The sequence below is a fragment of the Anaerosacchariphilus polymeriproducens genome (assembly GCF_003363435.1).
Classification (GTDB): Bacteria; Bacillota; Clostridia; order Lachnospirales; family Lachnospiraceae; genus Anaerosacchariphilus; species Anaerosacchariphilus polymeriproducens.
Map to the genome: position 1 here is coordinate 58,873 of NZ_QRCT01000034.1, position 12,824 is coordinate 71,696.

The 12,824-nt window shown below is 33.0% G+C and carries 13 protein-coding genes; 12 read left to right on the forward strand and 1 reads right to left on the reverse strand.

Annotation, left to right across the window (positions count from 1 at the left end; genetic code table 11):
* Positions 1–12 precede the first annotated feature (12 nt).
* From fliK to DWV06_RS11240, 12 genes are all read left to right on the forward strand, one after another.
* Complete coding sequence (gene fliK, locus DWV06_RS11185) at positions 13–1,566, forward strand: flagellar hook-length control protein FliK (RefSeq protein WP_162300622.1); 1,554 nt, start codon at positions 13–15, stop codon at positions 1,564–1,566.
* Positions 1,567–1,570: 4 nt separating this feature from the next.
* Positions 1,571–1,864 carry an EscU/YscU/HrcU family type III secretion system export apparatus switch protein gene (locus tag DWV06_RS11190; RefSeq protein WP_115482275.1) on the forward strand — a complete coding sequence of 98 codons (294 nt, stop codon included), beginning with the start codon at positions 1,571–1,573 and terminating at the stop codon, positions 1,862–1,864.
* Positions 1,854–2,213, forward strand: coding sequence for a YraN family protein (locus DWV06_RS11195; protein WP_115482276.1), 360 nt, complete (start codon positions 1,854–1,856; stop codon positions 2,211–2,213). The genes DWV06_RS11190 and DWV06_RS11195 overlap by 11 nt, the downstream gene beginning before the upstream one ends.
* Positions 2,214–2,261: 48 nt before the next feature.
* A complete protein-coding gene (gene pgeF, locus DWV06_RS11200; RefSeq protein WP_115482277.1) occupies positions 2,262–3,113 on the forward strand; it encodes a peptidoglycan editing factor PgeF in 852 nt (283 codons plus the stop codon).
* Between the two features lie 84 nt (positions 3,114–3,197).
* On the forward strand, positions 3,198–4,523 hold the full coding sequence (locus DWV06_RS11205) for a DUF512 domain-containing protein (protein ID WP_115482278.1): 1,326 nt from the start codon (positions 3,198–3,200) through the stop codon (positions 4,521–4,523).
* A gap of 1 nt (position 4,524) precedes the next feature.
* A complete protein-coding gene (gene der, locus DWV06_RS11210; protein ID WP_115482279.1) occupies positions 4,525–5,847 on the forward strand; it encodes a ribosome biogenesis GTPase Der in 1,323 nt (440 codons plus the stop codon).
* 5 nt (positions 5,848–5,852) lie between these two features.
* On the forward strand, positions 5,853–6,500 hold the full coding sequence (plsY, locus tag DWV06_RS11215; RefSeq protein WP_115482499.1) for a glycerol-3-phosphate 1-O-acyltransferase PlsY: 648 nt from the start codon (positions 5,853–5,855) through the stop codon (positions 6,498–6,500).
* 18 nt (positions 6,501–6,518) lie between these two features.
* The gene (locus tag DWV06_RS11220) at positions 6,519–7,532 is read left to right on the forward strand and encodes an NAD(P)H-dependent glycerol-3-phosphate dehydrogenase (RefSeq protein WP_115482280.1); all 1,014 of its coding nucleotides are present in this window, start codon (positions 6,519–6,521) and stop codon (positions 7,530–7,532) included.
* 18 nt (positions 7,533–7,550) lie between these two features.
* Positions 7,551–8,849 (forward strand): amidohydrolase, encoded by a 1,299-nt coding sequence (locus DWV06_RS11225; protein WP_115482281.1) that lies wholly within the window; start codon positions 7,551–7,553, stop codon positions 8,847–8,849.
* Between the two features lies 1 nt (position 8,850).
* Positions 8,851–10,101: an adenosylhomocysteinase gene (locus tag DWV06_RS11230; RefSeq protein ID WP_115482282.1), complete on the forward strand. Its 1,251-nt coding sequence runs from the start codon at positions 8,851–8,853 to the stop codon at positions 10,099–10,101.
* Positions 10,102–10,270: 169 nt separating this feature from the next.
* On the forward strand, positions 10,271–10,858 hold the full coding sequence (locus tag DWV06_RS11235; RefSeq protein ID WP_115482283.1) for a helix-turn-helix domain-containing protein: 588 nt from the start codon (positions 10,271–10,273) through the stop codon (positions 10,856–10,858).
* A gap of 71 nt (positions 10,859–10,929) precedes the next feature.
* A complete protein-coding gene (locus DWV06_RS11240; RefSeq protein ID WP_115482284.1) occupies positions 10,930–12,213 on the forward strand; it encodes a LysM peptidoglycan-binding domain-containing protein in 1,284 nt (427 codons plus the stop codon).
* Between the two features lie 22 nt (positions 12,214–12,235).
* On the opposite strand, the gene DWV06_RS11245 is transcribed toward DWV06_RS11240, so the two are convergent.
* Complete coding sequence (locus DWV06_RS11245) at positions 12,236–12,820, reverse strand: TetR/AcrR family transcriptional regulator (protein ID WP_115482285.1); 585 nt, start codon at positions 12,818–12,820, stop codon at positions 12,236–12,238.
* Positions 12,821–12,824: the final 4 nt, after the last annotated feature.

Here is a 12,824-nt window from a genome sequence, read left to right on the forward strand (position 1 = left end):
ACGGGTGATTTCATGATTATTTCAACCTCCAATGGAATAGTTCTAAGTAATACGAATTTAGAACAAAACACAACCACTTCTGATATTACTTCATTGCTTTTAAAGCAAGTAAGTAGTGTCAATTTTGATGTGTCTAAATTATTGGTCGGTGATGTATTCCAAGGTTTGATTACAGATGTTAGAAAAAATGAGGTGACGATTCAGATCAATGGACAGAATCTGAATGCCCATTTAGAAGAATCTATTAATTTGAATATAGGACAAAACATTTCATTTAAAGTGCAGAATAATGATGGTAAACAAATATCCATTAAACCGATGCCATCTATAAATAATGGAAATGAAGTATTTGCTAAAGTATTGTCTCAGGCTGGCGTACCCATTACGGAACGAAATATTGAAATGGTTAAAACAATGATGAGTGAACAAATGGCGGTTGATAAAAAAAGTATAATGGAAATGGTAAAACAGATAAGTAAATATCCTGATCAAGAACCCGCTACAATCATACAAATGTCTAAGTTAACAATACCTATAACACAAGAGAACATCTGCCAATTTGAAAATTATAAAAATTTCGAGCATAAAATTGATCAGACAATGAATCAAGTAGTTGATGAATTTATACCAGTATTGAGTGAAGCCTGGAAGGATGGAAGCAGACAGCCTGATGAATTACTAAGAATGCAATTTGAAATAATAGAAGTCTTTCAAGAGCAGGAAGGAAATAAAGGAGAAACACAATTATTAAAAGAGATCTTTACGGCTAAAGAGATAAAGAGTTTTACGGAACAATTAAGGGGATTGGGCTTTTTGCCGGAAGTTTTGGAAGAAGTGAAAAGCGGAAATATATCTTCGAACGATACATTGGATTTGATAAAACAAACATTAGGAAAGTTGGAAACTTACAATTTTCCGGAAGGTGCTTTAAAAAAACTATTTTCTGGTAAGGAATTCAAAGTTCTATTAAAAAATCATATTGAAAATAATTGGTTCATAAGACCTGAGGAATTGCTAAAGGAAAAGAAAATAGAAGATATGTATAAGCAGTTGTATCGGCAAATAGATAAAATGGAAGAGATTGTTGATAATTTAACCAAAGGAGAGCAATCACTTTCAAAAAATTTAACTTCTATTAAGACGAATATGGATTTTATGAATCAAGTAAATCAATTCATGAATTATGTTCAAATACCTTTAAAAATGTTAAATCAAAAGGCACATAGTGATTTATATGTCTTTACGAATAAAAAGAAGCTATCACAAAAAGAAGGGAAACTTAGTGCACTTCTACACTTGGATATGGAAGCAATGGGGCCGCTTGATATTTATATTCAATTAGAAAATAATAAGGTGGATACCCAGTTCTTTGTAGAAGATACCATTTCTTTTGATTTAATTATAAAGAATACTTATTTGCTTACAAGTAGGCTGGAAGCCAAGGGATATGAATGTACGGTTGAGATGAAAGAAAGGAAGAAAACGGTTGATTTTGTGGAAGATTTTCTAAAGCATGAACAACAGGGAAACAAAATACAAAGATATTCATTTGATGTAAGGGCGTGAAAAAATGAAGAAAGAAAAAAATGAAAGACAAGAAAAGACAGCGGTCGCATTGTCATATTTACCAGATGAAAAAGCTCCGAGAATTTTGGCAGCAGGAAAAGGATATGTGGCTGAAAAAATAATAGAAACGGCAAAAGAAGCGGATGTTCCGTTTTATAAAGATGATAAATTGGCAAAGACACTTTCTAAATTAAATATCGGTGATATGATACCGCCTGAGCTTTATGGTGTTGTTGCTGAAATATTAGTTTTTGTAAATGATATTGAGACTCTTAGAGGTAAATTTGATGAAGAATAAACGTAGGGTCGGTACGATATATGAAGAGCTTGCGGCAGATTATTTAAGTAAATCAGGATATGAAATTATAGAAAAAAATTTTCGCTGTCGTTATGGAGAGATTGATTTGATTGCAAAGCAGGATGAGTATTTAGTATTTGTTGAGGTAAAATATCGTTCTACATTAAAAAGTGGATATCCAGAAGAAGCAGTTAATTTTAAGAAGCAGAAAATAATCTGCAGAGTAGCAGATTATTATATGATGAAGAATAGAAGTGAACTAGACAATATTACTGTGAGATTTGATGTAGTCACATTTTTGGGAAATGAGGTTGCGTTATATCAAAATGCATTTGAATATTGCAGGTAACGGTGAAATGCTATATTATATTAATTAATAAAAGTTTGAGGTAAGATCATGAATATAAATATAAAACGAAAAGAAGGGAAGAATCCTATATTATTACAGGAAAAAGGAGGTCTTCCATATTTTCAGTTTCAAAAAATAGTAAATACCAATAAAGTGAAACATATGTTTACAACACGCTTAGGAGGAGTGAGCCAAGGGGCATGCAGCACTCTTAACTTGAGTTTTACCCGAGGTGATGATGCGGCAGCTGTAGAAGAGAATTTTAAAAGAGTTGCGAAAGTTATGGGGACGGAATATGAAGATTTTGTTTTTTCTGACCAGACGCATACTACGAATTTATATGTAGTTACGGACAAAGACAGAGGAAAAGGTCTTACAAAAAAGAGAGATTATTCCGATATCGATGGACTATTGACGAATGTAAAGGGAATTGTATTATCTACTTTTTATGCAGACTGTGTTCCCTTATATTTTGTAGATCCCGTTAAGGAAGCAATTGCTTTAGTGCATTCAGGATGGAGAGGAACCGTCGGCAAAATAGGTAAACTAGCGGTAGAGAAAATGTATGAAGAATATGGTTCCAATCCAAAAGATATCATAGGTGCCATTGGCCCGTCAATTTGTCAAGAGTGTTATGAAGTCGATAAAGATGTTATTATCCAATTTCAATCAAATTTCCCCAAAGAACAGTGGTCTGATTTTTTTTGTCAAAAAGAGAATGGAAAATATCAGTTAAATTTATGGAAGGCAAATGAATTTATCATGGAAGAAGCCGGTCTTAAAAAGGAGAATATTGAAGTAACAGACGTCTGTACTTGCTGTAACCCGGAACTTTTATTTTCACATCGTGCCAGTCAAGGCAGAAGAGGAAATCTTGCGGCTTTTTTAGCTTTAAAATAAATTAGAATTCAAAATTAAAAAATTCTAAATTGCATTTTAGATAAAGATAGCTTATGATAAAGACGAATGAATAGGAGTAGTTCCATGGAAACAAAAAAACACTATATTAAATGGGTAGAAGAAAATAGCATTGCACAGGAATTGGGAATAGAACCCGGAGATTTCCTGCTTTCTATAAATCAACAACCGATTGAAGATATTTTTGATTATCATTTTTTAGTGAATGACGAATATATAGAAGTATTGATAGAAAAACCGGATCAAGAGCAATGGGAGTTTGAAATTGAGAAGGAATATGAAGAAGATTTGGGGATTACTTTTGATAATGGACTTATGGATGAATATAAATCCTGCCATAACAAATGTATTTTTTGTTTTATAGACCAAATGCCTGAGGGAATGCGTGAAACTTTGTATTTTAAAGATGATGATTCCAGGTTATCTTTTTTGCAAGGGAATTATATAACCCTCACAAATATGAAAGATAGAGATATTGAACGTATTATAGAATATCATCTTGAGCCAATAAATATTTCTTTTCATACTACAAACCCGGAACTAAGATGTAAGATGTTGAATAACCGCTTTGCAGGAGAAGCTCTAAAGAAAGTACAGAAGTTTTATGAAGCGGGTATTACGATGAATGGACAGATTGTATTATGTAAAGGAGTTAACGATGGAGCTGAATTAGAACGAAGCATTGAAGATTTAATGAAATATCTTCCGTATTTACAAAGCGTATCCGTTGTACCGGTTGGGATTACAAAATATCGAAAAGGACTCTATCCATTAGAAAGTTTTCAGAAAGAAGATGCGAATCAGGTTCTGGAAATAATTCATAAATGGCAGGAAAAAATTTATGTTGAGCATCAGACCCATTTTATCCATGCAGGAGATGAATGGTACATTTTGGCGGAGAAAGAAATGCCAGGTGAAGAGACATATGATGGATATCTTCAATTAGAAAATGGAGTAGGAATGGTTCGTTTATTGGAAGATGAGTTTTTACAAGCACTTTATAAAGAAAAAGGTTCACTAATAAAAAAAGAATTTTCACTTGCCACCGGAAAATTGGCGTATACTTATTTAAAAAAGTTTCTGATTGCATTTCAGAATAAATATCCCAATATAAAAGTCCATTTATATGCAATATCGAATGACTTTTTTGGGGAACAAATTACAGTATCCGGTTTAATTACGGGACAAGATCTGAAAAAGCAGTTGCTCGGGAAAAAACTTGGAACAAGATTACTCCTGCCTTGCAATATGTTTCGAAGTGGAGAAAAAGTTTTTCTGGATGATATGACCAAAGAGGAATTGGAAAATGCTTTACAAGTATCAATAGATATTGTAAAATCAAGCGGAAAAGACTTGTTGATGAGTCTGCTTGAAGAAGAAAAGGAGTTTTGAAATGAGTAAACCAATCGTAGCGATCGTAGGACGTCCAAATGTAGGGAAATCAACATTGTTTAATGCTCTGGCCGGAGAGATGATTTCCATTGTTAAAGATACACCCGGAGTTACCCGCGATCGAATTTATGCAGATATTAATTGGCTGGATATGACATTTACATTAATTGATACCGGTGGAATAGAACCGGATTCTAATGATGTTATATTGGCACAAATGAGAGAACAGGCAGAAATTGCTATAGAAACTGCTGATGTTATTATATTTATTACGGATGTACGACAAGGACTGGTAGATTCTGATGCTAAAGTAGCTGATATGCTTAGACGTTCACACAAACCGGTCGTATTAATCGTAAATAAAGTGGATAATTTTGATAAATTCATGCCTGATGTATATGAATTTTACAATTTAGGAATTGGAGAACCTATTCCTGTTTCAGCAGCTTCCAAACTTGGAATTGGTGATATGCTGGATGAAATTGCAAAACATTTTCCAAAGGAAGAAATGGAAGAAGTAGAAGATGAAAGACCGCGCGTAGCGATTGTTGGAAAGCCTAATGTTGGAAAATCTTCTATGATAAACAAATTATTAGGTGAAAATCGTGTAATCGTATCAGATATAGCAGGAACGACCAGGGATGCCATTGATACGGAAATCATTTGGCAGGATCGGAAATATGTATTTATTGATACGGCTGGGCTTAGAAGAAAGAATAAAATAAAGGAAGAGTTAGAGCGGTATAGTATTATACGGGCTGTTACAGCAGTAGAAAGGGCAGACGTTGTTATCATTACGATAGATGCAACGGAAGGAGTAACAGAACAAGATGCTAAAATTGCAGGAATTGCTCATGAACGTGGAAAAGGTATTATAATTGCCGTTAATAAATGGGATGCAATTGAAAAAGATAACAAAACAGTAAAACAGTATACTCAGAAAGTCCGGGAAATTTTAAGTTTTATGTCATATGCAGAAATTCAGTTTATTTCAGCGAAGACAGGTCAAAGAATTACCAAATTGTTTGATATGATTGATATGGTAATTGAAAATAGTACGTTAAGAATTGCAACAGGAGTCTTAAACGAAATTGTTTCAGAAGCTGTGGCTATGCAGCAACCACCTTCGGACAAAGGAAAGAGATTAAAAATTTATTATATAACACAGGTTTCTGTAAAACCGCCGACTTTTGTTATATTTGTAAATGACAAGCAATTAATGCATTTTTCATATACGAGATATTTGGAAAATAGGATTAGAGATTCCTTTGGATTTAAAGGAACTTCATTGAAATTTTTTGTTAGGGAAAGAAAGGAAAAGTAATTATGATAGAACGTACACTTTGTATCCTAATTGGATATGTTTGTGGACTATTTCAAACAGGTTATTTTTATGGAAAAATGAAAAAAATTGATGTCCGTGAACATGGAAGTGGAAACGCAGGAGCTACGAATACATTGCGGACGCTTGGATTAAAGGCAGGTTTATGTACCTTTCTTGGTGACAGCTTGAAAACCGTAGCAGCAGTCGCAATTGTAAAATTATTATTTAAAAATAATGATGTTGTGGATATTATAGTTTTAGGTGCTTATGCAGGAATGGGAGCTGTTTTAGGGCATAATTTTCCATTTTATTTAAATTTTAAAGGTGGCAAAGGGATTGCATCAACAGCAGGTCTGATTGTATCAATGTCCTGGTTAACGAACAATTGGATATTAACATTACTTGGATTTTTGACATTTGTAATACCGGTTGCTATTACAAGATATGTATCATTGGGCTCGTTATTATTAATAGCTGGATTTCTATTAGAAGTGATAATTTTTGGACAAGGTGGAAAATTCGGAATGTCTCAATTGAGTTTGATTGAATTGTGGCTTATTATAGGTACTTTAACAGTTTTAGCATTTATGAAACATCGAGCTAATATTATTCGGCTTTGTAATGGAACAGAGAATAAATTGGGCAAAAAATGAAAACGGAGGAAAATATAAATGGCTAATATTAGTATATTAGGTGCAGGAAGCTGGGGTACAGCTTTAGCCGTCCTGCTTCATAAGAATGGGCATAATGTTACAATTTGGTCGATTGTAAACGAAGAAGTAGAAATGTTAAAAACGGAAAGAGAACATAAAGATAAACTTCCAGGTACAAAAATTCCTGAAGAAATTTATATTACAAACAATTTAGAAGAATCTATATTAGGAAAAGAAATTATGGTATTAGCTGTCCCATCGCCTTTTACTAGGTCAACCGCGCAGATAATGAAACCATTTGTTGCAGAAGGACAAGTGATTGTCAATGTGGCAAAGGGAATCGAAGAAAGTTCTTTAAAAACTCTGAGTGAAATTATCGAAGAAGAGATTCCGCAAGCAGAAGTTGCCGTTTTATCCGGACCGAGCCATGCAGAAGAAGTAGGAAAAGAACTGCCTACTACTTGCGTGGTCGGAACGAAGAAAAAGGAAACAGCTCAGATGCTGCAACAGGTTTTTACAAGTGATGTATTCCGCGTTTATACAAGTCCGGATGTATTAGGAATTGAATTGGGCGGAGCGTTGAAAAATGTAATAGCTTTAGCAGCTGGAATAGCGGATGGATTGGGATATGGAGATAATACAAAAGCGGCTTTGATCACCAGAGGAATTGCAGAAATCTCAAGATTGGGTATTGCAATGGGAGGAAAGAAAGAGACATTGAATGGTCTGACCGGAATTGGTGATTTAATCGTAACCTGTGCCAGTATTCATAGTCGGAACCGTAAGGCTGGTTATCTTATAGGACAGGGAAAATCTATGGATGAAGCCATGAAAGAAGTTAAAATGATTGTAGAAGGGGTATATTCTGCAAAAGCTGCAATTGCATTAGCAAAAAAATATAATGTAGATTTACCGATTATTGAACAGGTGAATTTGGTACTTTTTGAAAATAAATCAGCAGAGGCAGCGGTAAAAGAGCTGATGCTGAGAGATATGAAGATGGAGCATAATAATTTACCTTGGGAAGAATAAGGTGATCGGAGGTGTAAAATGGGTATTTTAATAAAAAATATTAAAGCAGTTTTATTACAAGAAGAGAAATTTGTAATAGAGACGAAAGATATATATATTGAAAAAGATAAAATAGTTGGAATCAGCAATGAGCCAAAAAATTTTATTCAAGAAAAAATAATTGATGGAACGAATAAACTTCTTTTACCGGGTCTTATCAACTGTCATACCCATTCTTATATGTCAGTATTTCGCAATTGTGCCGATGATCTTGCTTTTGACGACTGGCTGTTCAAGAACATTTTACCTTTGGAAGATAAATTAATACCTGAAGATGCTTATTGGGGCGCTTTGCTCTCAATTATGGAAATGCTTCGTACCGGAACCACTTGTTTTTTAGATATGCATATGTTTCCGAATGAAATAGCAAAAGCAGTTGAAGATTCAGGTATTCGTGGTGTTTTATCAAGAGGACTTGTAGGCTTTGGTGATGATGAAGGTGGCCGCTTGAGATTATCGCAAGCGAAGGAGGAAATGAATAATTATAAAGATTCTTCAAGATTATCATTTTTATATGGACCTCATGCCCCATATACCTGTGATCAGGATTATTTAAAAATTGTATTAGAAGAAGCGAAAAAAGATAATAAGGGTATTCACATTCACTTATCAGAAAGTAAAAATGAAATCGAAAATATGAAAAAGCAAAATAATTGTACACCGATAGAATATGTGAATCAAATAAATTTATTTGACAAGAATACATTAGCAGCACATTGTGTACAGTTAACAGAAAAAGATATTGAGATATTACGAGAGAAAAAAGTAAATGTAATTACAAATCCAGCAAGTAATATGAAATTGGGGAATGGATTTGCGCCAATTACAAAGTTAATGGAACAAGGTATTAATATCTGCTTAGGTACAGATGGGGCGGCAAGTAATAATTCTTTAAATTTATTTCATGAAATGAGTCTTTTAGCTTTGATCCATAAAGGAGTGGAGGAGAATGCACAGGCTGTCAGCGCACAAGACGCATTAAAATTTGCTACAATGAATGGAGCAAGGGCCTTACAAATGGAAGATTCAATAGGACAAATCAAAGAAGGTATGAAAGCTGATTTAATTATTCTTAATCTAAATAACCCGCAATTTTCTCCACGGAACAATTTAATTGCCGGATTATGTTATTCCGGAACGGGTTCTGAGGTAGAAACTGTATTGGTAGATGGTAATATAGTCATGGAAGACAAGAAATTTACATTTATTGATGAAAAAGAGGTTTATGTTCATATTGAACAAATTTCAAAGCGTTTAGGATTAGACAGGAGGTATTAAAATGAGCAATGCAATTAGAGACATTAACTTAGCTCCATCAGGAGAACAAAAAATTGAATGGGTGAAGAGAAATTGTCCATTACTTAGAAATTTGGAAATTGAATTTGCCAAGACCAAACCTTTTCAGGGAAAAAGAGTGGCATTGTCCATTCATTTAGAGGCTAAAACAGCTTACCTTTGTAAAGTATTAGCGGCTGGTGGTGCTGAGATGTTCATTACAGGCAGCAATCCACTTTCCACACAGGATGATGTTGCAGCAGCGTTAGTAAAAGCAGGTTTAAATGTTTTTGCATGGCATGATTGTACGGCTGAAGAATATGAAGGACATATTGAGAAAGTATTAGAAAATGATTGTAATATTATTATTGATGACGGCGGGGATTTAGTAAATATGTTACATACTAAATTTCAAGATAAAATCAGTCATGTAATCGGTGGATGTGAAGAGACCACAACAGGTATTATCCGTCTGATGGCAATGGAAAAACAGGGTGAATTGAAATTTCCAATGGTATTAGTAAATGATGCAGATTGTAAGCATTTATTTGATAATAGATATGGAACAGGACAATCTGTCTGGGATGGAATTAACCGTACTACAAATTTAATTGTTGCCGGAAAACAGGTAGTTGTCGCAGGATATGGCTGGTGTGGTAAAGGCGTGGCTATGAGAGCGAAAGGCCTGGGTGCGCAGGTGATTGTTACAGAGATTGATCCTGTAAAAGCAATTGAAGCGGTGATGGATGGATTTGAAGTAATGGAAATGAAAGAAGCTGCAAAAGTAGGAGATTTCTTTGTAACGGTAACAGGATGTAACCACGTTATAGATGAAGAAGATTTTGCAGTAATGAAAGATGGTGCAATTCTTTGTAATGCAGGACATTTTGATATTGAAATTGATATGAAACGTTTAGATGAAATCGCTATGAAAAAAGAAGAGGCCAGAAAAAATATTATGGGTTATCAATTAGATGAGAACCGTTGGATTTATGTTCTTGCAGAAGGCAGATTAGTGAACTTAGCAGCTGGAGATGGACATCCGGCAGAAATCATGGATATGAGTTTTGCAATTCAAGCTTTAAGTGCAAAGTATTTGGTAGAACATGCGGATTCTTTAAAAGAAAAATTGATATCTGTGCCAAAAGAAGTAGATATGGATGTAGCAGCCAGAAAATTAGCTTATCTGGGTAAATCTATTGATAGTCTTACAGAAGAACAAGAAGAATATTTAAATAGTTCTAATATATCATAAAACTTAGAAATTGAATGAGATGAGATTAGCATAGGATTATATATGTTAACCTCATCTTATTTTGTAGGTTCTATAATAAATATTCATAGAACCGATATTTGTTATTCTACGGTATGTAGATTGTAAATTTACATTATAAATTATAAAATATTCATGAGGTGATAAAAACATGGATAATATGAAAATAGGAAATTTAATAATTCAGTGTAGAAAAGAAAAAAATCTGACACAAAAAGAATTAGCAGATCTGCTACATGTCAGTGATAAGACGATATCGAAATGGGAGAGAGGTTTAGGATGTCCTGATATTGACAGCATAAAAAATTTGGCTGATGTTTTCAGTGTGAATGTAACGGAAATTTTATCCGGGGATATTATTTTGAATGGTAATGACAGTGGAAATATTAAAAAAACTAAATTTTATGTTTGCCCTCAATGTGGGAATGTCGTTACAAGTACGAATCCTTTAATCATTAATTGTTGTGGAAAGAAACTATTAGAACTACCAATAGAAAATACGATTGAATCAGTTTTTAAGCTTAAACTTGAATATATTGAAGATGAGATTTATGTTTCGATCGATCATGAAATGAAGAAACAGAACTATATTTCATTCATTGCATATTTAACATCAGATAAAATGATGATGAAAAAATTATATCCGGAACAGAATGCAGAAGCAAGATTTAAAATAAGCGGTCATGGAATTCTATATATATACTGTAAACAATATGGATTATTGCAAAAAAACATTTAATGTTTGAAAAAAATATATTATATAATAAGGATAATACATATAATAGGATAATGAAACATTAGAGGATTATTATGGAAATATATGTGGTAAAACAGGGAGATACTGTATTTTCGATAGCAGCAAAGTTTGGTATAACTGTTGAAAAACTAATAATCGAAAATGAAATAAAAGAACCATATTATCTTGTGGTTGGTCAAACTTTGGTCATTACATATCCAGTACAGGTATATATAGTTAAAGAAGGAGATACCTTAATTGGTATTGCAGAAGCTTTTTCAGTAACATTATTACAGTTATTGCAAAACAACCCTACTATTTCCAATCGACAGTATCTATATCCTGGGGAGATATTAGTTATTCATTATAACAATAATTTAGGAAATGTATGGGTAGCTGGTTATACTTACCCTTTTATAAATAATATAACTCTTAAAAAGACATTACCTTATATGACATACATTCTTATTTTCAACTATCGAATAACAGGCAATGGTGAGATTGTAGGAAGTGATAAAGATGTTGAGGTTATTAATACAGCAAAAGTGTATGAAACAGCCACTACTTTGGTTTTAACAACATTTTCGCAAATTGGAGAAATTAATTTAGAAATTGAATATGATGTTCTCTTAAATCAAAGAAATCAGGATAAAATTATTGAAAACCTACTGAATATAATAAAATCAAAAGGGTATAATGGAGTTAATATGTCGATTCAATTCATTACGGAATCAAACCAGCATTTATACCTAAATTTTTTAACAAACCTGTCAAACTATTTACATACTGTTGGTTATAAGGTGTTTTTAACAATAAATCCAGGTTTAGAATATAATGTGGATGAAATTATTTTTAAAAAAATAAATTATGCAGATTTCAGCAAAGTATCAGACGGTATCTTATTTTTACAATATGATTGGGCTCTTATAAATAAACCACCCGTCCCAATTTCAATTATAACAACAAGTTCATTATTAGATTATATTGTATCGCAGGTTCCGCTCGATAAGATTAGAATCGGATTACCAACATTAGGTTATGATTGGCAATTACCCTATGTCGAAGGCAAATCAGAAGCGAATGTTCTATATTTTGATTCTGTTTTAGCTTTAGCAATAGAAACAAATTCCGTCATCAAATATGATGAAACTTATTTGGCTGCCTATTTTGAATATATAGATAATAATAATAATCAGCATATCGTATGGTTCAATGATGCAAGAAGTATAAATTCATCATTAAAAATTTTACAAAGTTATGGAATCGATGGTATTGGTGTTTGGAATATCATGAAATACTTTGCGCAGATGTGGCTGGTGATTAATACCCAATATCATATAGTAAAAACTGATATCTAAAATTATGGAATTACTAATTGACTTACTTCGTTTCTTCTGGGATAAATGTTTTGATTGCATTTGTCATTATCTTTCCGGTTAATTCAGACATATATTCTGGGGGTTCTTTCGTCCCGCCTTTTAACCAGTTTTCTATGATACCAATGCATCCGGTAATGCAGAATGAAGATATCAGTTCCAAATCATTCACAGAAGCAGGTACCATAGATATAAGTGTTTTTAAATTCATATCAGAAATCATTTGTTTCATTTTATTTACAAAAGTGATATCTCCATATGGCCCCATTAAAGCATAACAAATATCTGCATTGTTATAGATAAAAGAAAAGATATTGGTCATTAATGGAAAATGTAATTCTTTCAAGTTTTTAGCTGGATAATGATTTATCATATAAATAAATTCTTCCATCAATTCATTTTCAATTTTTTCAAGCATATCAAAAATATCTGCGTAATGTAAATAAAAAGTGGAACGATTAATGTCTACTTCATCGACGAGTTCTTTTACTGAAATTTCTTTAATACTTTTCGTTCGCATTAATTTTGTAAGTCCGGCTCTTAGCTGGGCTTTTGTTTTTCTCACTCTGCGATCTGTTTTTTTTTGCATACAA

What these genes read in the sequence shown, in the direction of transcription:
- pgeF (WP_115482277.1), top strand. Translation starts at nt 2,262, where the DNA reads ATGAATATAAATATAAAACGAAAAGAAGGGAAGAATCCTATATTATTA.
- DWV06_RS11245 (WP_115482285.1), bottom strand. Translation starts at nt 12,820, where the DNA reads ATGCAAAAAAAAACAGATCGCAGAGTGAGAAAAACAAAAGCCCAGCTA.
- DWV06_RS11240 (WP_115482284.1), top strand. Translation starts at nt 10,930, where the DNA reads ATGGAAATATATGTGGTAAAACAGGGAGATACTGTATTTTCGATAGCA.
- DWV06_RS11220 (WP_115482280.1), top strand. Translation starts at nt 6,519, where the DNA reads ATGGCTAATATTAGTATATTAGGTGCAGGAAGCTGGGGTACAGCTTTA.
- DWV06_RS11225 (WP_115482281.1), top strand. Translation starts at nt 7,551, where the DNA reads ATGGGTATTTTAATAAAAAATATTAAAGCAGTTTTATTACAAGAAGAG.
- der (WP_115482279.1), top strand. Translation starts at nt 4,525, where the DNA reads ATGAGTAAACCAATCGTAGCGATCGTAGGACGTCCAAATGTAGGGAAA.
- DWV06_RS11195 (WP_115482276.1), top strand. Translation starts at nt 1,854, where the DNA reads ATGAAGAATAAACGTAGGGTCGGTACGATATATGAAGAGCTTGCGGCA.
- fliK (WP_162300622.1), top strand. Translation starts at nt 13, where the DNA reads ATGATTATTTCAACCTCCAATGGAATAGTTCTAAGTAATACGAATTTA.
- DWV06_RS11235 (WP_115482283.1), top strand. Translation starts at nt 10,271, where the DNA reads ATGGATAATATGAAAATAGGAAATTTAATAATTCAGTGTAGAAAAGAA.
- DWV06_RS11190 (WP_115482275.1), top strand. Translation starts at nt 1,571, where the DNA reads ATGAAGAAAGAAAAAAATGAAAGACAAGAAAAGACAGCGGTCGCATTG.
- DWV06_RS11230 (WP_115482282.1), top strand. Translation starts at nt 8,851, where the DNA reads ATGAGCAATGCAATTAGAGACATTAACTTAGCTCCATCAGGAGAACAA.
- DWV06_RS11205 (WP_115482278.1), top strand. Translation starts at nt 3,198, where the DNA reads ATGGAAACAAAAAAACACTATATTAAATGGGTAGAAGAAAATAGCATT.